Genomic DNA, 19,121 nt, shown 5'->3' with positions numbered 1-19,121 from the left:
CGAAGTAGCCATTTTATTAATAACTTTTAGTACTTTTAGATAACTTAAAGTGCTTTGATAGTTTCAATCTGCTCATTCAATTTATCGCAAGTGCTTTGTAGTTCAGCCTGTTTATCACGCTCTTTTGCGATAACTGCTTCAGGGGCGTTACTAACAAAACGTTCATTGCTCAATTTGCCTGATATTTTTGCTAACTCTTTATTAGCTTTCTCTAATTGCTTAGCCAAACGAGCTAGTTCTGCATCGACATCAATTAAACCAGCCATTGGAATTAACAACTCTAGTTTACCAACTAATGCTGTTGCAGAAACTGGTGTCTCTTCGCCACTTGCAACAATCGTCACAGACTCTAAATTTGCTAATGCACCTAGGAAAGCGTCGTTCTCGCTGAAGCGTCGTTGATCATCTTCAGAGGCATTTTTAGTTAACAGGTTAAGTGGAGTTTTAGGGCTAATATCCATTTCACCACGGATGTTACGAATCGCAACAACAACCTGTTTAACCCATTCAAGATCCTTCACTGCTTGTTGATCGTTAAGTTTCTCATCAAATTGCGGGAAGCTTTCAAGCATGATGCTATCGCCACCTAAACCTGTGATTGCTTTAACACGTTGCCAAATTTCTTCAGTCATAAATGGCATCATTGGATGTGCTAAACGCAATAAAGTTTCAAGTACTGTGATTAAAGTATGTCGAGTACCACGTTGCTCTGCTTCTGTGCCTTTAAATAGAATTGGTTTAGTTAATTCTAAGTACCAACCACAGAATTGACTCCAAGTGAATTCATAAAGAATATTAGCGGCTAAATCGAAACGGAATGTATCTAAAGCATGGGTATATTCTTTGATAGTATTTTGCAGTTGACCTTGAATCCAACGATCTGCAAGGCTAAGTCGCATTTCATTGCCTGCATCAGCTCCAAAGCCAGATGGATTTTCCTCTGAGCTCATTAATACATAACGGCTTGCATTCCAAAGCTTATTACAGAAATTACGGTAACCTTCAAGGCGATTCATATCCCAATTAATATCACGACCAGTTGAAGCCATTGTCGCTAAGGTGAAACGTAATGCATCAGTACCATGTGCTTCGATACCACTTGCAAAGGCTTTACGTGTTTGCTTTTCAATTTTCTTGGCAAGTTGTGGTTGCATCATGTTGCCACAGCGTTTTTCAACCAAGCTTTCTAAGTCGATACCGTCGATCATATCTAAAGGATCTAATACATTACCTTTAGATTTAGACATTTTATCGCCATTTTCATCACGAATAAGCCCAGTAACGTAAACCGTTTTAAAGGGAACCTGTGGTTTGCCATTTTCGTCTTTCATGAAGTGCATGGTCATCATGATCATACGTGCAACCCAGAAGAAGATAATATCAAAACCCGTTACTAATACATCAGTAGAATGGAAGGTTTTAAGATCTAGTGTTTGCTGTGGCCAACCTAAGGTTGAGAATGTCCACAGACCAGATGAGAACCAAGTATCTAATACATCGTCATCCTGTGTTAAAACTACTGAGTCATCTAAATTATTTTCTTTACGCACGACAGCTTCATCGTGACCTACATAAACTTTACCTGATTCATCGTACCAAGCTGGGATACGATGCCCCCACCATAGTTGACGAGAAATACACCAGTCCTGTACATCATTCATCCATGCGTTATACATGTTTTCGTATTGTTGAGGCACGAACTTAATATCACCATTTGCAACGGCTTCAGTGGCTGTTTTCGCAAGCGGTGCAACACGCACATACCATTGATCTGTCAACATTGGTTCAATGATAACACCACCACGATCACCATAAGGAACGGTTAAATCATGAGGTTTGATTTCATCTAAGAGACCTAAAGTTTCAAGTTCAGAAACCACTAATTTACGTGCATCTTCACGCGTTAAACCTTGGAACATTTCTGGCAAAGCAGTGCTGTAATCTTCGCTCTTTTCACCATTGCTGTTAAAGACTTCAGATTCAGTACGAATTTTCGCTTCAAAGGTTAATACATTAATCATTGGCAGTTGATTACGTTTACCAACTTCGTAGTCGTTAAAGTCATGTGCCGGTGTGATTTTTACACAGCCAGTGCCTTTTTCCATATCCGCATGTTCATCGCCAATAATTGGAATTTTACGATCCACAAAAGGCAGTATAATATGCTGGCCGATAAGATCTTTATAACGCGGATCTTCAGGATTAACAGCAACAGCGGTATCACCTAAAACTGTTTCTGGGCGTGTTGTAGCAACCACAAGGTAATTTTTACCTTCAGCTGTAACGGCTCCGTTTGCTAGTGGGTAACGGAAATGCCACATCGAACCTTTAATGTCTTTGTTTTCAACTTCTAAATCAGAGATAGCAGTTTGTAACTTAGGGTCCCAGTTAACTAAACGTTTACCACGATAAATAAGATCATCATTATATAAGTCGACAAATACTTTTTTAACCGCTTCAGATAAACCATCATCCATAGTGAAACGTTCACGTTCCCAATCAACCGATGTGCCTAAGCGACGCATTTGTTTGGAGATATTACCACCTGATTCTGCCTTCCATTCCCAAATCTTATCGATAAAGGTTTCACGGCCTAATTCTTTGCGAGTTTGCCCTGTTTCTGCGAATAATTTACGTTCAACAACCATTTGTGTCGCGATACCCGCATGGTCAGTTCCCATTTGCCAAAGCGTATTTTTTCCCTGCATACGCTGGTAACGGATCAAAGTATCCATAATAGTATCTTGGAAAGCATGACCCATGTGCAAACTACCGGTAACGTTTGGCGGTGGGATCATGATGCAGTAACTGTCTTTATCCGTGTCACCGTGAGGTTTGAAATAACCTTTTTCTTCCCAGGTTTGGTAGTTTTTTTGCTCGATGGCACTTGGGTTATATGTCTTTTCCATTACTTATCTTCTGTTTGGTTATTTGAATGTGAACTTTCATTAGCGCTATCAGATGCTTGTTGCTTATTCGCTGAATCACTATCCGATGAAAGAGTCGCAGTGTTAATATTCTCGGTCGTTAGTGTATGCCCAAGCTTTCTGTAGGCACTATAACGAGCGCGAGTCGCCATTTTCAATTGTTCATCATTAGGAACAAAATCAATAATTTGTTGAAAATTATTGGTAAAATCAGGCAAATGTAAACTTAAATTTATTAATATTGGGCGAGGGTGCGTAGGAGGCATCCAGCTTATCTCAACGGGAGTGCCAAATCTTGGCCCTTCACCCAATAGGTTATGGGGGACAAAACTATCCCCATCAAATTGCCAAAGTGTTTCATCAACCGTAAATGCATCTTGCTGATTATCGGTATAAATAAATACTTTTCTATTCTGTTGATAATAAAAAGTCGCCACAATACAGGCCTGCATAAAGTGGGCAGGCACTGAATCTGGTAGAGAGTTATTATGAGTATTCTGTTCAGTGTTATTGTCACCGAGAATATAAAAAGTCACTTTGCTCATTAAAAACTATTCGCCTTGTTCATTTTCACTGCGATTAATTAAAAATTGAGTTAATAAAGGAACAGGTCGGCCTGTTGAACCCTTATTTGCACCAGCTGGACGCCAAGCTGTGCCTGCCACATCTAAATGTGCCCAGTTATATTTTTTAGTGTAACGAGACAAGAAGCAAGCTTGCAGTAATGGTACCTGCTGGTCGACCACCAATATTTGCCATATCAGCAAAGGGGCTATCAAGTCGCTTTTGGAATTCTTCATCCAGTGGTAATTGCCACGCTTTATCACTTGACTGATTTGATGCGTTAATCAATTCATGTGCTAAGCCTTTATGTGGGCTTAACATTGCACAAATATTATGGCCTAATGCCATGATACAAGCCCCAGTAAGGGTTGCAATATCAACTACGCACTCAGGTTCAAAGCGCTCAACATAAGTAAGCACATCACAAAGTACTAAACGTCCTTCAGCATCAGTGTTTAACACTTCAACGGTTTGACCAGACATAGTCGTTAAAATGTCACCTGGACGATATGCTTTACTAGAAGGCATATTTTCTGCGCCCGCTAAAATACCAATAACATTAATCGGTAAATCCAATTCAGCGAGCGCTTTCATTGTGCCAAACACAGAAGTCGCACCACCCATGTCATATTTCATTTCATCCATGCCTGCGCCTGGTTTTAATGAAATACCACCCGAGTCAAATGTTAACCCTTTACCAACTAATACAATTGGTTTCTGATCTGCTTCGCCACCGTTATAATGCATGATAGACATGTAAGCTGGATTTGCTGAACCCTGTGCAACCGCCAAATAACTGTTCATTTTAAGTTCAGTCATTTGCTTCGTGTCGATAATTTCAGTGGTGATTTTATCAAAACTCTCTGCAAGTGTCTGAGCTTGCTCTGCAAGATATAATGGCGTGCAGATATTTGGTGGCATATTTGCTAAGTCTTTACAGCTTTTTGAGCCTGATGCTACTGCAATTGCATGTTGTAATGCTAATTCTGCACGTGGTAACTCTTTACGACTTGGCACATTAAAAGTTAATTTTCGTAATGGGCGACGTGTATTGTCTTTGTTTGTTTTAAACTGATCAAAGCTGTATAACGAATCTTGCGCCGATTCCACCGCTTGACGTACAGCCCAATAACTATCGCGACCTTTAATGTGTAATTCCGATAGGAAACAAATTGCCTCTAAGGAGCCGGTATCATTTAATGTTGAAATCGTTTTAGCAATGATTTGCTTGTATTGTGTTTCCGTTAGCTCACGTTCTTTACCACAGCCAACTAATAATACGCGTTCACTTGGGACGTTTGGTACATTGTGTAAAAAAGTACTTGCCCGACTTTACCTTCAATGTCGCCACGGCGAAGTAGAGAAGTTAAATAGCCATTACTAATTTCGTCAAGTAATTCGGTCGCGTGTGATAGACGACGTGGTTCAAAAACACCTACAACAATGCATGCACTGCGTTGTTTTTCAGGACTGCCGCTTTTTACAAGAAATTCCATATTTATCCTTAATGCAGTGAATTTATTTTTGGTTAATGATGCTATCTTTTATAAGATCCAATAACCGTGATGCTGTTTGTTACTTTTGTTATTTTATGGTGTTTTCACCTGTAAATGCTCTGTCTTGAGCGATGACTTACAAACTTACAAAAAACTTATCTGTTTTTTGTAAGTTTGAGTCGTTACAATGCAACAATTATACTTAAATACTAGAAACAGCAATTTTACCGTAATTACTTGCTTAATCCACTATTTTCATAACTCTAATTTCAGACTGGAGAACAGGGTGATACTTCTTCGTTACCTCATGCTAGAAACATTTAAAAGCCAACTAGGTATTTTATTTGTTTTAATACTTATTTTTGTAAGTCAAAAGTTTATTAGCATTCTTAGTTTAGCAATCGATGGTGTAATACCTGCAAATCTTGTTCTTACCTTGCTGTATTTGAATTTACCAACGCTGGGAACATTAATGTTACCCATTAGTTTCTATTTGGCAGTGCTTTTTGCTCATGGAAGGTTACATGGTGAAAGTGAAATGGTCGCAATGACCTCCTGTGGTTATAGTCCGAATAAAGTATTAAAAGCGACCTTTATTTTATCCTTACTGACTTTTACTTTTGCTTCCTTTAATAGCTTATACCTTGCTCCATTAGCCGAAGATGAAATGATTAGTGTGATTGAAAATGCCGAGTCTGATGCGGGTACTGCTACTTTAATCGAGGGACGTTTTCATAAAACATCAGATAATGGTGGTGTTGTTTATGTCGAACAATATAAAGGTGACCAACAATTAGAGCGTGTTTTTCTGCCCATTGGCCTCAGGAAGGAGAGGGCGTCCCGTCGGTGTTAACATCACTAACAGGTCGTGTTGAGAATAAAGTTGATGGCACTTGGTTAACCTTAGATAAAGGTCAACGTTACGCAGGTATTGTTGGGCAATCAGAATTTGATAATAGTAAATTTGAACGCTTTGAAGTACATATTGCTAATAGGGAAGTAGAACAAAAAAACGTGGTGTTGATGCACTGCCAACTGAGCAATTATTTTCAGTCAATAATCCTAATTATCAAGCCGAGTTACATTGGCGATTTGCTATTCCATTATCGATTTTAATGGTGACATTTATTGCAGTGCCAATGGCAAAGGTAAATCCTCGTCAAGGTCGATATGCAAAATTATTACCTGCCTTAGCCTTATATTTAACCTTCTTCCTGTTATTAAGCACCTCAAGAAGTTTGATTGAAGAAGGTACCATCCCTGCAATAACAATTTGGATTGTACAATTGGCATTTTTAGTTTTTGGTATTTTGTTGCACATGCAAACGCTTGGAAAATTTTCATCTGCTAAAAAAGCAAAAAAAGATAACGGTGGGTTCATAAAATGATGGGAATTATTGATCGTTATATTGGTAAAACCATTTTTGCATCGACCTTTTTAAGTTTGTTTGTACTGATTGGCTTAAGTAGCATTATTAAGTTTGTAGAGCAGATGAAAAATGTTGGTCAAGGGACTTACGATGTTTGGGATCGTCGCTTATTTTGTTATCTTAAAAATGCCCGTTGAAATAGCCACTTTTTTCCCGATGGTCGCCTTAATTGGCGCATTAATTGGTTTAGGTAGCTTAGCAAGTAGTAGTGAATTAGTTGTTATGCAAGCGACTGGACTGTCTAAATTACGTATTGCTGGCGCTGTATTAAAAACCGCGATACCTATGGTGTTTGCCGTTATGTTTTTAGGCGAATTTGTTGCACCAGAAACAGACAAAGAAGCCTATGCAATGCGTGACCAAGCTCGAAGAGGTGAGCAACAGGTCAGTAATAAATATGGCGTCTGGGTTAAAGATGGCGATGCATTTATTAGTATTGGTCGGATGAATAACCAAGCCGATTTATTTGATATTCAATTGTATTTTTTCGATAAAGAGATGCAATTAGAGAAAGCTTTATTTGCCAGAAAAGGGATCTATGAAGAAGGTGAATGGATATTAACAAATATCAGTAAAACACAGTTCTCTGATAACAAAACACAAATTATGCACATTGATGAATTCTTTTGGAAAACCGAACTAACGCCAAAAAAATTAGAAGTTGTGTTAAGTGATCCAGAAAAAATGTCGATGCGAGATGTTTATAACTATATTAATTATTTAGAAGTTAATGAACAGGATGCTAGCCGTTATTGGTTAACCTTCTGGCGTAAGGCCGTTTTACCCTTTACGGTTATTGTAATGATGTTACTTTCTGTCTCATTTATCTTTGGCGGATTACGCTCAGTTGCAATGGGGACGCGTTTGATTTTTGGTATCGCCAGTGGTTTTACTTTCCACGTTTCAGGTGAGTTATTCGGACCTGCCAGTTTAGTGTTTGGCTTACCACCAATATTAGGGGCGATATTACCAAGTATTTTGGTGCTTTGTGTTGCAGTTTATTTATTAAGAAGGCAAAGCTAGAAATTATTAAGGCTATAAGGCTATAAGGCTATAAGGCGGAAAGGCTATAGGCTATATAGCTTTCCAGCTTTACGGCTTTACGGCTTTACGGCTTTAAAGCCTAGCACTTTATTTTTTTATCTTCGTCCATAAAACCCATACCTTTAAAGCCTTTCCAGTTACTTAGCTCTTTAGTTAATACAATCACTTCACATTCTGCCCACAGGTCTTGAAAAGCATTACGACCACGAAAAAGTACTAAAAGGTTCCCTAAGCCAAAGGCTGAAGTTGCCATACGAATTAATGATTGAGTAAAGCTGATATTGCTACCATCACTATTTTGTACTCTTAAACGCCAAGCTTTCATACCAATAGTTTGTCCGCCCTTTGTCCAAAAATAAGCATAAAAAGCAACAATGATAAACACTAAGTAAGCAACAAACACATTGCTTTGGCTAAGGTAATCAGCCACATCTTGATAAGCGGTAAGATCAATTAAACCCACTTTGTCAGACAGCATAACTACTAAAATCGCTACAATTACAGACAGCATCAATACTGCAACTAGTGCAAATAGATCATAAATATAAGCACCTAATCGTTTAAATAAATTTGCTCGGGGACACCCTTGGTATTTCTCCTGGAGAGCCAGTTTAGGGTTTTTAATTTGATTAGACGTATCCATATTGATTCCTTTGAAATTAGAAGCCGATAGTGTATCAGGTTGCTTAGAAATGATAAGTTGTGATTAACGGTGGCTTTTTAAGCGGTTAATCACAAAGCATTTAAAAATGCTTGTTTGTCGCTTGCCGATGAGTATAATCAGTTTCACAAATTAGTCAGCTACTTTTTAGCTAACCAAATGCCGTTGTGGTGGAATTGGTAGACACGTCGGATTCAAAATCCGATTTCGAAAGAAGTGACGGTTCAAGTCCGTCCAGCGGTACCAAACAAACAAAAAAGCCTTGCTCATGCAGGGCTTTTTTGTGTCTGATGGTTAGACTTTTGAAACATTCAAAATCTCTATACCCAAGGAATGCGAAAGAAGTGATGGTTTAAGTCCGTCCAGCGGTACCAAACAAACAAAAAAGCCTTGCTCATGCAAGGCTTTTTTGTATCTGATGGTTGGACTTTTGAAACATTCAAAATCTCTATACCCAAAGTATGCGAAAGAAGTGATGGTTTAAGTCCGTCCAGCGGTACCAAATCTAAAAAGCTCTAAGTCAGAAATGATTTGGGCCTTTTACTTTTTTAAGCGAATTCAAAATCTCTATACCCAAAGTATGCGAAAGAAGTGATGGTTCAAGTTCGTCCAGCGGTACCAAACAATGAAAAGCCAATGCTTATGAAAATAAGCATTGGCTTTTTTGTATCTTATATTTTTGCTTTTAAGTGGATTCAAGATCTCTATATATCTAGGAATGGGAAAGAAGAGATGGTTCAAGTTCGTCCAGCGATACCAAATCTAAAAAGCTCTAAGTCAAAAATGATTTAGGGCTTTTTACTTTTTTTAAGCGGATTCAAAATCTCTATACCCAAGGTATGCGAAAGAAGTGATGGTTGAATACTGATAATTCAAAATGAAATATCTGACACTAATAATTTCTCTTGATGTTTTATGGATTTAATTAGATTTCTTCCAAAAATCAACCTCAGAGGTCCAATCCTTTCCATACCATTTGGTGGCAAGCTTTTTGAATTTCTTTTTATTAATTTCTTCCCATTCATCGCGTGGGCAAAATAAACCAGAATCTTCGACGGGAAATTTTAGTTTTGGTCCTTTTCCAAAAAAGCCACCATCTAGTAACTTGTGTTTGCTACACACATAATATTTTTCTTCAACAAGGCCAAATGATGGAGGCTGATTTTTCCCTTCTTTGAAAGGTAAACCACGACACCAACAAAGGCTAAAAATATAAGGCCTAAGATGACACCACCAATGATTAATAATGTGCTCATAAATTCCTTTTAATGAGGTTATAGCATCTCTTACTGAGACTGCTTAATGAAAATAAAAAAACACAATAATTTACATTCATCTAGGATTCAATAGAAAATTATTTTTAGATTTTCTTTTAAGCAAAAAATTGGACAATGTGAGATGTCAGATTTGATGCGCTTGTTATGCGTTTTCTGCTACGATTCTTTGCCATATATTATAGAAATCACTAAAGTCATCAAAGATGTAATTAGGTAAACCTGATTTTTCTTTCGACTTCCAGATTGTCGTAAATCCTAATTCGTTAGCTGGTACTATATCTGCTTATAGACTATCACCACAAAAGCAAGTGAAATCGTTATCTGAACCCAGTAGCCTCAAGCTTTCTAAAAATATTGAGTGGTCAGGTTTCTTGACACCAAAGCCACCCGAAGTAATCAGAACATCGAAATATGGGCTAAACCCTAAGGCTGATATTTTATTCTTTTGAAAAAAGTCTCTACCATTAGTTACACAAGCAATATTAACATCTGCGTCCTTCGAAAACTTTAGAACTGCTGATGCATTTGAGAAAGGTACTGCAAATTCATGAAAGGTACTATCAAACTCATTTAAAAGGCGATCAGACACATTTTTAGAAATGTGGAATTTTAAACTAAGGTTTTTAAATACATCTACTTTAGGCTGAATGATTGAATTTTCATTAATAAACGCACTCACAAAGCTGTTTTGATCTGATTCAATACACGAAGAATTATTATCCCATATTGATAACGCATAATTACGAAGGCTAGCTTTTTTATCATGGAGTGTGTCATCTAGATCAAATAATATATTCATTTGGGACTCCATAGTGTGTAGCGCAGAACTGCTATATTAAAATAAATCCGTATTTCTGCTGGAAATTGGGAATATATTTATTTGTTAAACTAACGATAAGATACACTCATGAAACACTAAATCAATATGTTAAAGCTAAAAGTCAATGGTTCATCATGTGGATAGATAGACTCATTTTGTACTCATTTTTTCAATTCATATAAATCAAACCCATACAGTAGCATCAACAACCTAAACAATTTATTGATCCTATTTTAGTTATCAATCGTATCTGTATTTTTTAATAATTGGATTAAATACCATGAAACGATGCCTCTATTTTGTCACTAAAGATCTTCGCATTAATGATAATTTAGCACTCCAATTCGCCTCTAAAAGTGAACAATTACTCTGTGTCTATGTAATTGATAAAAAATGGTTTCAGTCTAATAAATACCAATCTAAAGCGTTAGGTGATAATCGTTGGCAGTTTTTGCAAAATTCCTTAAAAGATTTCAATCAGAGTTTGATGGCGTTAGGGCAACAGTTGCATGTTGTTTATGGTGAACCTTTATCTGTGTTGGTTGATCTTTGTCTGGAATATCAAATAACCGATGTTATTAAAACTAGATTGCCAGGCACTTTCGAAAATCGTTTGTCTGTTAACCTTGAAAATCAATTGCCTACAATCAAGTTACATCAAGTAGAACAATTCACGCTTTTCACTGAGAAACTACTGCCTTTTTCTCTTAATGAATTACCTATTAGTTATTCTAAATTTAAAAAATCCATAGCTGGGGTTATTGTGCCTGAGCCAATTACTGAGATTACTTGCTTGCCTACAATGTTTAATCCGCTATCGGGACAAACTATTAACAGGCCCGAATGGTTAACCAAAAATACCATTAAAGAAGTAAAGCAGGGGCATTATTTTGCTGGTGGAGAGCAACAGGCTTTAAAGCATCTTAATAGTTATTTTTCATCGGATGCTCCTTTAACTTATAAGCAAGTGAGAAATGAATTAGATGGCTTTTTAAATAGTACTAAGCTTTCGCCATGGTTAGGATATGGTTGTATTTCTCCAAGGCAAGTGTTCCAAGTGCTCAGCAAGTTTGAGCTTCAATATGAAAAAAACAGTTCCACTGAGTGGATTTATGCAGAGTTATTGTGGCGTGAGTATTTTCAGTGGTTGCACTTCAACATCCAAGAAAAAATCTATCAATTTAAAGGCCTTGCGACTTCCAGTCCTCTAACCACTTTTTATCCTGAACGTTTTAAAAAATGGTGCCTAGGGCGCACGCCTTATCCTTTAGTAAATGCATGTATGAATGAGTTAAGAATAAGTGGATATTTAAGTAATCGTGGACGACAAATTGTCGCTAGTTGTTTGGTTAATGAGTTAAGTGTCGACTGGCGCTATGGGGCGACTTGGTTTGAGGAGCATTTAATTGATTACGATGCTCGCTGTTAACTGGGGAAATTGGCAGTATATAGCAGGTGTTGGTGTTGACCCGCGTGGCGGTCGACATTTTAATCTTGAAAAACAAACTGGGCTGTATGATGCCGATGGCTTATATCAAGACAAGTGGCTTGAAGGTAATGAGTCTGTTGATGAGTCGTTAGACTCCTTTGATATTGTGGATTGGCCTCGTTGATTGAAACACCGTTAACTGAAGCGCAGTGGATTAATGTTGTTTGGCTGAAGCGAGACCTTCGTTTAAGTGATCATGAACCCTTAGCGCGTGCAGTAAAATCAGGTAAAACGTTGCTTTATTATGCCTTTGAACCGGAATTAATCGCTGATGAGCATTATGATGAACGACATTGGCGATTTGTTTTGCAGTCTATTGAAGATATTAATCAGCAACTTTTAAACTTTAATTCCCAAGTTTATGTGTATCTCGGAGATGCTTTAAAAGGATTAAACGAAATAAATGAACGCTTCAATATTAGACATCTATTTAGTCATCAAGAAATAGGTTTATTAAATACCTTTAATCGTGACCTGTTAGTTAAGAGTTGGTGTAATGAACACAATATTGTTTGGCAAGAATCTCCTTCGGGAGGTGTTATTCGTGGCAAAAAAATCGTAAAAACTGGGATGATAATTGGCATCAAATGATGCTTGATAATTTAGCTCAGCCACAACTAAATTCTGAAGTGTTATTGCCAATCAGTGCGATTGAATCTTTGCCGGAAAGTGTTTTGCCAGCGTCATGGTCTACCGCAAATGAGTTCATGTTAAAGGGTGGGGAAGCTTGGGCGAGCAAAATATTGCAGTCTTTTTAACTGAACGCGGTAAACATTATCACTTCGATATTTCCAAACCGTTGCAAAGCCGTAAAAGTTGTTCTCGAATTTCTCCTTATCTTGCTTGGGGGAATATTAGTTTAAGGCAGTTGTATCAACAGATTTTGTTGAAACACAGTAATAAAGGATGGAAAAAGCCACTGAATGCTTTGGCTTCAAGATTACATTGGCATTGCCATTTTATGCAAAAATTTGAAAGTGAACATGAAATGCAATGGCGACCGGTGAATAAAGCTTACAGCAAGTTAATGTATCCTGATATACATTGCATGTTAACGATTGATGAGCGTTTACAACGCTGGAAAACTGCCCAAACAGGCTACCCGCTGGTGGATGCTTGTATGCTTTGTTTGATTAAAACTGGCTATCTTAATTTTCGTATGAGAGCCATGTTAGTGAGTTTCTTATGTCATCACCTGTTAGTTGATTGGCGTTTAGGCGTGGCTTATTTAGCTCGTTTGTTTCTGGATTTTGAGCCGGGCATTCATTATCCACAATTTCAAATGCAATCAGGAGTGACAGGTACTAATGCAATTCGTGTTTATAACCCCGTAAAACAGTCTATTGATAAAGATCCTGATGGTGAATTTATCCGTCAATGGTTACCTCAGTTAGGTGAATTACCCAAAGAAATAATACACACACCTTGGTTATTATCACCCATGGAGCAACAGTTTTATCTGTTTGAATTAGGGAAGAACTACCCACATCCAATGGTTGATATTGAGGTTACAGGCAAAATTGCTCGTGATTTATTTTGGGGTTTTCGCAAGCGCGGCGACAGTAAAAATGAAGGGCGCCGTATTCTTGCTAAACATGTGCGTGCGAGACCATTAGCGAAAAAGAGTAAATAATGCATAAAAAACTAACATTAGATCATAAGATCTGTGCCACCTGTAAAAAAGAATTTGCGTGGCGGAAAAAATGGCAGGCCTGTTGGGAAAGTGTGTTGTATTGTTCAGAACGGTGCCGACGCAATAAAAATAAATCAGTCATAAAAAGGTAATACTATGAAGGCAAAACACTTAAGGCTTATTTTAGGGGACCAACTTAACCCTTTGCATAGTTGGTTTGAACAGCCTAATGATGACGTTGTTTATGTCATTGCTGAATTACACCAAGAAGCTAATTATACTCAGCACCATATCCAAAAAATCACGGCTTTTTTTGTCGCTATGCATGACTTTGCACAGCAATTAGAAAAACAAGGTCATCGTGTTTGTTATTTAACATTAGATGAAACTAAGCAATATACCGATATAAATGATCTGATTTCAACCTTAGTGAAGCGTTTGGGGTGTGAGGATTTTACCTTTCAGCGACCCGATGAATATCGTTTACGTGAACAACTTTACAAGTTAGTTTCAGAGTTGAGTGTGACTGTTTATGAAGCTGAGAGTGAACATTTTTTATTACCTTTTGAAGAATTAGTTAATCACTTTGCGCCACAAACCCATGTCAGAATGGAGAATTTTTATCGTTACATGCGTAAACGTTTTTCGATTCTTATGCAGGAGGCAAACCAGAGGGTGATGCATGGAACTTTGATGCTAAGAATCGAAAATCCTTAAAAAAAGCAGATCTTAAAGTGATCCCCAAACCTTTGCTATTTGATAACCCAGCTGAGCTCTATTTACAACGAATAAAGGATCATAGTGTTAAAACTATGGGACGAGAAAAGAGTCAGATTGCTTACCCTATTAACCGTGAGCAATCATTAAATTTACTTGAATACTTTTGTCAGTATCAATTACCTAAGTTTGGGCATTTTCAAGATGCAATGACCATGGCATCACCTTACGCGTGGAGTTTGTATCATTCGCGATTGAGCTTTGCTATTAATTGCAAAATCCTTCATCCCATGGAAGTGATTAATAGTGCGTTACAAGCCTACGAGCAATCACAGGGTGGAATTGATATCGCCCAAATTGAAGGTTTTATTCGACAAATTCTGGGGTGGCGTGAATATGTTCGTGGTATGTATTGGGCGAATATGCCAAATTATGCAACACAAAATTTCTTACAAGCACAGCGTCCTTTACCTTCTTGGTTTTGGAATGCGAATACAAAAATGCAGTGTATGAAAAGTGCTATCTCTCAATCACTTGATCATGCCTACGCACACCATATACAACGTTTGATGATCACGGGCAATTTTTCATTATTAGCGGGCTTGGCTCCCGATGAAGTTGATAACTGGTATCTCGGCATTTATATCGATGCCATTGAGTGGGTTGAATTACCAAATACGCGCGGTATGGCATTATTTACTGACGGAGGCTGGATAGCGACAAAACCCTATGCCGCCAGTGGTAACTACGTGAATAAAATGAGCGATTATTGCAAAGGATGTTGTTATAACGTGAAAGAAAAAGTCACTGAAGATGCCTGTCCGTTAAATAGCTTGTATTGGAACTTTATTGATACTCACTATGATAAGTTTGCCAAAAATCCTCGTATGAGTTTTCCTGTTCGTAATTGGGAGAAAACTGAGGATTCTCAAAAAATAGCAATCCGAGAAAAAGTCGCCAACTTATTAATTAATATTGAAACCCTGTAAAGAGCAGTTGTCTTTAGCTACCTGAAAAATAGCTTGCGTAACTTAATGTTTGGTTAGAGTATGTCTTATTAATAAACACAGATTTAAAAACACTGATTAACAAATACCTATTAACTAATTTATTGGAGTTTTCTATGAGTACAATTTACGATATTGATGTGGTTACTATTGACGGTCAGACTAAAAAAATGGTCGATTACGCAGGTAAAACCTTACTTATAGTTAATGTTGCTTCGAAGTGTGGTTTAACGCCGCAATATGAGCAACTAGAAGCTTTCTATGAAGCTAATAAAGCAAAGGGCGTTGAAGTGCTTGGTTTTCCTTGTAATCAGTTTGCTGAACAGGAGCCGGGGAGTGATGCTGAAGTCATGGAGTTTTGTCGTGCAACCTTTGGTATACAGTTTCCTATGTTTGCAAAAATTGATGTTAATGGTGAAAGTCGCCATCCTTTATATCAAGTATTGATTGAAGCTCAACCTGAACGTACAACTTTGCCTGATGGTGAATTAAAAGCGAAATTGCAAGAACTTGGCTTATTGAACAAAGAAGAAACAGATGTAATGTGGAATTTTGAGAAATTTCTAATCAGTCCTAAAGGCGAGGTAGTGGGGCGCTTTGCTCCCGATATGACCATTGAACACTCAATATTAGTGGATGCAATTGCCACACAACTAAAGTAGTAATATACCCGTTACCATTCAAGATGCAAAGTTCAGCAAGTTCTGAGGTGAGTAGCTTCTAGGCAGAAAGTTGAAGATCTAACTGGTTCAATCAAGACTTTCTAACAACGAAGATACTTGCCTCAAAATTTGCCCTGCGGGTCGCTAGCTCGAAAAGCAATTCTTCGTTGCAACACTTGATAAGGGCTAGCCATTGTCATCATGTTGCGCCTTGTCTTGCAGTCCGAGCTAACGACTGAACAAAGCACCTTGATTGGCAAAGGGTATACTTATTTTAAAAGCTGTTAAGCAATACAATAAGGCCTAACAGCAAACAATGCTTAATTTCTTTGTTGAGTATTTCGCCCAGACTTATTATCAATTTCTTCTCTTCAAAGTCTTCCCAATATGAAAGTTAGAACACATATTTGATCAGATTTGTTTAATGCAAAAGCCTGATTAAAGTACTATAGTATGTTGGTGTTATGTTTTTTTGATTTTTCGTTATTTAATTAATAATGAACATTGTCTGTATGCTTCGTTTAGGGGCTTATTTAATGACGCTTAAACAGATGTTTAATAAAGGGCTTGCGAATAAATATTAGGGGGAAAAATGGAGGAAAATATTGCCAAAAAGACTGCGTTAGTCAAAATTATAAGCGGTATTATTATTATATATTCTCTTATCTTTCCTGCTTTAAGTTTTCTTGGTTCTATCCCGCAGAACTTACTACAAAACATCATGTTACTGTGCTTCTGGTTTGTTGGCATTTTTAGTCTGTTATATTTAAAAAAATTCCCAGAAAAGTATAAATACATATTTAATATCATTCTTAGTGTTGGGTTACTTATTTCTGCTGTTGCGCTGATTAATGTGCCGGGAGACGCATTTAGAATGATTTGGTTTTATTTTATTGTCATTATTTCTTTTTATGTCGGTGGAAGAAAAGTTGGGTTTATTTTTTCTAGCGCGATTATAATTATCTTCCTTTCATATTTTTTATCCCCGTTAAATAACATTGACTCGGTTACTTTTATCACTATGTTAGTTAGCCTTGCTCTTATGATTCAACTTAGCTCTTATTTCACTTACATTATGGAATCAAATGAGCAAAGGCTTTTCGACTATCAACATAACCTTGAATCTATGGTTGAAGATAAATTATCAGAAATAGAAAGCCTCAATGAAGAGATTATCAGCACTCAGCAGGAAGTTATTTATACACTTGGTGCAATTGGAGAAACACGTTCACAGGAAACAGGCTTGCATGTTAAACGAGTTGCTAAATATTCTTATATGCTAGCGAAGCTTTCTGGTTTAGATGAAAAAAAGGCATTTACCTTAAAGCTTGCTAGTCCTATGCATGATATAGGTAAAATTGGGATAGAAGATTCTGTTCTGAATAAGCCGGGTAAATTAACTAGTGAAGAATTCAATGTTATGAAAGGGCATTCTCAGATTGGTTATGACATGCTGAAACATTCACAAAGAGATATCTTCAAAACCGCCGCTATTATAGCTTTGCAAGCATCATGAAAAATATGATGGAAGTGGTTATCCGTATGCATTGAAAGGCGAAAAAATTCATATTTATGGGCGCATTACTGCATTAGCGGATGTTTTTGATGCACTTAGTAGTGCAAGAAAATATAAAAAAGCATGGACAGATGAAGAGGTATTTAATTATCTAAAGGCAGAAAGTGGTAAACACTTTGACCCTAAATTGATCGCATTATTTTTTGATAATTTACAGGATTTTTTAGATACACGTGAAGAATTTAAAGATTAAATTTAAGTCAATTACTGTGCAAATAATTTGATTTACAGCCTATAGATATTTATTTAATTTCCCTAATTGGTGCGTTTTAAACTTGTTATACCTCCAAACTAGTGCAACATTATATTTTTATCAAAATATAATGTTGCCTGTGATCTGTTTTGGTGAAAATTTTTTAGTCCTAAAGAGTTTGTTCTTATAAAAAAGATATTTTCTCAGTTTAGTAGATGATAGGCGTAAGCTAACTTATTTTACTTTTTAGTCTCTAATTTCATCTGTTTTTTGTACCCCTTGTTGAGCATTTTGATAGTAAATTGAGAAGTGCCTATATTTGGCGCGATCCTTGTATTGTACTTTTAATAACCATTCGTAAAGATTTATCGTTATATCATTAGGGGAATAATAATGCAGGATACATTGACAGTTGTTTTAGCTGGAGGAGTAGGCTCTCGCTTATCACCACTGACAGATAATAGAGCAAAGCCCGCCGTTCCTTTTGGCGGAAAATATCGAATCATTGACTTCACATTAACTAATTGTTTGCACTCAGGCTTAAGACGTATTCTTGTCTTAACGCAGTATAAATCTCATTCATTACAAAAGCATTTACGTGATGGTTGGTCTGTTTTTAATCCTGAGTTAGGCGAATATGTTACCGCTGTTCCACCACAAATGCGTAAGGGTAATAAATGGTATTCCGGAACCGCGGATGCGATTAATCAAAACTTATGGTTGTTATCCCGAAGTGAAGCTAAATATGTGGTGGTGCTGTCAGGAGACCATATATACCGCATGGATTACGCTCCAATGTTGCAATCACATAAGGAAAATGGCGCGGACTTAACGGTTGGTTGTATGGAAGTGCCGATAAAAGAAGCATCTGAATTTGGTGTTATGGCGATAGATGAGACTCATAAGATTATCGCATTTGAGGAGAAACCCGAATCACCTCCTGCTTTACCTGATAACTCCGAAAAGAGTCTTGCATCAATGGGCATTTATGTTTTTACCACTGATGCGTTAATCGAAGCATTAGAAAAAGATGCTGAAAACATTGCTTCCAGCCATGACTTTGGTAAAGATATTATTCCTACATTAATTAAAAAAGATAAAGTGTATTCTCATAAGTTTGGTGAACAAACCGGGCGTGTTACGAAAGATGCCTATTGGCGCGATGTGGGAACGCTTGATGCCTTTTACCAAGCAAATATGAACCTTTTAGAACCTGTTCCTCCAATGGATTTATATCAAAGTAATTGGGCTATTAGAACCTACGAACGACAATTACCACCAGCACGAACCACCTCTTCAGCGACAGGAAAACAAGGTGTATTTATAAACTCACTTATTTCTAGTGGTGTGATTATTTCAGGTGGTTCAGTACAAAACTCAGTGCTTTCATCAAACGTTAAGATCAATGATAATGCAAAGGTCGATGGCAGTATTCTATTTGATTATGTGGAAGTTGGTGAGAATTGCGAGCTTAAAAATTGCATTATTGATAAGCATGTTATAGTTCCTGCTGGCACACAAATTGGTTATAACAGAGAAGAAGATGCTAAGTTATTTACCATTTCAGAAGGTGGTATAGTTGTTGTGCCTGAATCCTACCAGTTTAGTTAATAAATAAGCCTCAA

Annotated in this window: 17 protein-coding genes, 1 tRNA gene and 3 pseudogenes; 15 read left to right on the top strand and 6 right to left on the bottom strand. The window is 37.2% G+C overall.

The annotated features are described in order from the left end of the window. Positions 1–44: 44 nt before the first annotated feature. From ACLKMH_RS23570 to pepA, 3 genes and pseudogenes are all read right to left on the bottom strand, one after another. The gene (locus ACLKMH_RS23570; RefSeq protein ID WP_413700190.1) at positions 45–2,909 is read right to left on the bottom strand and encodes a valine--tRNA ligase; all 2,865 of its coding nucleotides are present in this window, start codon (positions 2,907–2,909) and stop codon (positions 45–47) included. Continuing rightward, positions 2,909–3,472, bottom strand: coding sequence for a DNA polymerase III subunit chi (locus ACLKMH_RS23565; protein WP_413700189.1), 564 nt, complete (start codon positions 3,470–3,472; stop codon positions 2,909–2,911). Before ACLKMH_RS23565 ends, ACLKMH_RS23570 begins: the two co-directional genes overlap by 1 nt. Before the next feature lie 6 nt (positions 3,473–3,478). After that, positions 3,479–4,987: pseudogene (gene pepA, locus ACLKMH_RS23560) on the bottom strand (leucyl aminopeptidase). 286 nt (positions 4,988–5,273) lie between these two features. Here pepA and ACLKMH_RS23555 point away from each other — a divergent pair. The 5 genes from ACLKMH_RS23555 to lptG are packed head-to-tail and all read left to right on the top strand — an operon-like array spanning position 5,274 to position 7,440. Further along, complete coding sequence (locus ACLKMH_RS23555; protein ID WP_413700188.1) at positions 5,274–5,840, top strand: LptF/LptG family permease; 567 nt, start codon at positions 5,274–5,276, stop codon at positions 5,838–5,840. Continuing rightward, the gene (locus ACLKMH_RS23550; protein ID WP_413700187.1) at positions 5,834–6,103 is read left to right on the top strand and encodes a hypothetical protein; all 270 of its coding nucleotides are present in this window, start codon (positions 5,834–5,836) and stop codon (positions 6,101–6,103) included. Before ACLKMH_RS23555 ends, ACLKMH_RS23550 begins: the two co-directional genes overlap by 7 nt. Next, positions 6,016–6,375: an LptF/LptG family permease gene (locus tag ACLKMH_RS23545; RefSeq protein ID WP_413702458.1), complete on the top strand. Its 360-nt coding sequence runs from the start codon at positions 6,016–6,018 to the stop codon at positions 6,373–6,375. Before ACLKMH_RS23550 ends, ACLKMH_RS23545 begins: the two co-directional genes overlap by 88 nt. Beyond that, on the top strand, positions 6,372–6,554 hold the full coding sequence (locus ACLKMH_RS23540) for a hypothetical protein (protein ID WP_413700186.1): 183 nt from the start codon (positions 6,372–6,374) through the stop codon (positions 6,552–6,554). The genes ACLKMH_RS23545 and ACLKMH_RS23540 overlap by 4 nt, the downstream gene beginning before the upstream one ends. Further along, positions 6,508–7,440, top strand: coding sequence for an LPS export ABC transporter permease LptG (lptG, locus tag ACLKMH_RS23535; RefSeq protein ID WP_413700185.1), 933 nt, complete (start codon positions 6,508–6,510; stop codon positions 7,438–7,440). The genes ACLKMH_RS23540 and lptG overlap by 47 nt, the downstream gene beginning before the upstream one ends. Before the next feature lie 100 nt (positions 7,441–7,540). Here the strand turns inward: lptG and ACLKMH_RS23530 are convergent, their stop codons facing one another. Further along, a complete protein-coding gene (locus ACLKMH_RS23530; RefSeq protein ID WP_413700184.1) occupies positions 7,541–8,104 on the bottom strand; it encodes an RDD family protein in 564 nt (187 codons plus the stop codon). Positions 8,105–8,283: 179 nt separating this feature from the next. Between ACLKMH_RS23530 and ACLKMH_RS23525 the strand changes: the two genes are divergently transcribed. Next, positions 8,284–8,368, top strand: a tRNA-Leu gene (locus ACLKMH_RS23525). Positions 8,369–9,043: 675 nt separating this feature from the next. On the opposite strand, the gene ACLKMH_RS23520 is transcribed toward ACLKMH_RS23525, so the two are convergent. Then, complete coding sequence (locus tag ACLKMH_RS23520; protein ID WP_413700183.1) at positions 9,044–9,244, bottom strand: hypothetical protein; 201 nt, start codon at positions 9,242–9,244, stop codon at positions 9,044–9,046. A gap of 438 nt (positions 9,245–9,682) precedes the next feature. Further along, positions 9,683–10,198 carry an HAD family hydrolase gene (locus ACLKMH_RS23515; protein WP_413700182.1) on the bottom strand — a complete coding sequence of 172 codons (516 nt, stop codon included), beginning with the start codon at positions 10,196–10,198 and terminating at the stop codon, positions 9,683–9,685. A gap of 301 nt (positions 10,199–10,499) precedes the next feature. On the opposite strand from ACLKMH_RS23515, the gene ACLKMH_RS23510 reads away from it, so the two are divergent. The 9 genes and pseudogenes from ACLKMH_RS23510 (at position 10,500) to glgC (ending at position 19,107) form a co-directional block, all read left to right on the top strand. Then, entirely contained in the window at positions 10,500–11,648 is a 1,149-nt protein-coding gene (locus tag ACLKMH_RS23510) for a DASH family cryptochrome (protein WP_413700181.1), read from the top strand. Further along, on the top strand, positions 11,635–11,832 hold the full coding sequence (locus ACLKMH_RS23505) for an FAD-binding domain-containing protein (RefSeq protein ID WP_413702457.1): 198 nt from the start codon (positions 11,635–11,637) through the stop codon (positions 11,830–11,832). The genes ACLKMH_RS23510 and ACLKMH_RS23505 overlap by 14 nt, the downstream gene beginning before the upstream one ends. Continuing rightward, a pseudogene (locus ACLKMH_RS23500) lies at positions 11,829–13,341 on the top strand (deoxyribodipyrimidine photo-lyase/cryptochrome family protein). Before ACLKMH_RS23505 ends, ACLKMH_RS23500 begins: the two are co-directional and overlap by 4 nt. Next, on the top strand, positions 13,341–13,493 hold the full coding sequence (locus tag ACLKMH_RS23495) for a DUF2256 domain-containing protein (RefSeq protein ID WP_413700180.1): 153 nt from the start codon (positions 13,341–13,343) through the stop codon (positions 13,491–13,493). The pseudogene ACLKMH_RS23500 and the gene ACLKMH_RS23495 overlap by 1 nt, the downstream one beginning before the upstream one ends. Positions 13,494–13,497: 4 nt before the next feature. Next, a pseudogene (locus ACLKMH_RS23490) lies at positions 13,498–15,047 on the top strand (cryptochrome/photolyase family protein). 134 nt (positions 15,048–15,181) lie between these two features. Further along, positions 15,182–15,727 carry a glutathione peroxidase gene (locus ACLKMH_RS23485; RefSeq protein WP_413700179.1) on the top strand — a complete coding sequence of 182 codons (546 nt, stop codon included), beginning with the start codon at positions 15,182–15,184 and terminating at the stop codon, positions 15,725–15,727. 592 nt (positions 15,728–16,319) lie between these two features. Beyond that, complete coding sequence (locus ACLKMH_RS23480) at positions 16,320–17,243, top strand: HD-GYP domain-containing protein (protein ID WP_413700178.1); 924 nt, start codon at positions 16,320–16,322, stop codon at positions 17,241–17,243. A gap of 31 nt (positions 17,244–17,274) precedes the next feature. Beyond that, on the top strand, positions 17,275–17,496 hold the full coding sequence (locus tag ACLKMH_RS23475) for an HD-GYP domain-containing protein (protein WP_413700177.1): 222 nt from the start codon (positions 17,275–17,277) through the stop codon (positions 17,494–17,496). A gap of 393 nt (positions 17,497–17,889) precedes the next feature. Beyond that, a complete protein-coding gene (gene glgC, locus ACLKMH_RS23470; RefSeq protein WP_413700176.1) occupies positions 17,890–19,107 on the top strand; it encodes a glucose-1-phosphate adenylyltransferase in 1,218 nt (405 codons plus the stop codon). Positions 19,108–19,121 lie beyond the last annotated feature (14 nt).

This window comes from Psychromonas sp. KJ10-10 (assembly GCF_047323245.1).
Lineage (GTDB): Bacteria > Pseudomonadota > Gammaproteobacteria > Enterobacterales > Psychromonadaceae > Psychromonas.
This window is presented reverse-complemented; position numbering and strand designations above follow the sequence as displayed.

What these genes read in the sequence shown, in the direction of transcription:
- ACLKMH_RS23570 (WP_413700190.1), bottom strand. Translation starts at nt 2,909, where the DNA reads ATGGAAAAGACATATAACCCAAGTGCCATCGAGCAAAAAAACTACCAA.
- ACLKMH_RS23565 (WP_413700189.1), bottom strand. Translation starts at nt 3,472, where the DNA reads ATGAGCAAAGTGACTTTTTATATTCTCGGTGACAATAACACTGAACAG.
- ACLKMH_RS23540 (WP_413700186.1), top strand. Translation starts at nt 6,372, where the DNA reads ATGATGGGAATTATTGATCGTTATATTGGTAAAACCATTTTTGCATCG.
- lptG (WP_413700185.1), top strand. Translation starts at nt 6,508, where the DNA reads ATGTTTGGGATCGTCGCTTATTTTGTTATCTTAAAAATGCCCGTTGAA.
- ACLKMH_RS23530 (WP_413700184.1), bottom strand. Translation starts at nt 8,104, where the DNA reads ATGGATACGTCTAATCAAATTAAAAACCCTAAACTGGCTCTCCAGGAG.
- ACLKMH_RS23515 (WP_413700182.1), bottom strand. Translation starts at nt 10,198, where the DNA reads ATGAATATATTATTTGATCTAGATGACACACTCCATGATAAAAAAGCT.
- ACLKMH_RS23510 (WP_413700181.1), top strand. Translation starts at nt 10,500, where the DNA reads ATGAAACGATGCCTCTATTTTGTCACTAAAGATCTTCGCATTAATGAT.
- ACLKMH_RS23505 (WP_413702457.1), top strand. Translation starts at nt 11,635, where the DNA reads ATGCTCGCTGTTAACTGGGGAAATTGGCAGTATATAGCAGGTGTTGGT.
- ACLKMH_RS23495 (WP_413700180.1), top strand. Translation starts at nt 13,341, where the DNA reads ATGCATAAAAAACTAACATTAGATCATAAGATCTGTGCCACCTGTAAA.
- ACLKMH_RS23485 (WP_413700179.1), top strand. Translation starts at nt 15,182, where the DNA reads ATGAGTACAATTTACGATATTGATGTGGTTACTATTGACGGTCAGACT.
- ACLKMH_RS23480 (WP_413700178.1), top strand. Translation starts at nt 16,320, where the DNA reads ATGGAGGAAAATATTGCCAAAAAGACTGCGTTAGTCAAAATTATAAGC.
- glgC (WP_413700176.1), top strand. Translation starts at nt 17,890, where the DNA reads ATGCAGGATACATTGACAGTTGTTTTAGCTGGAGGAGTAGGCTCTCGC.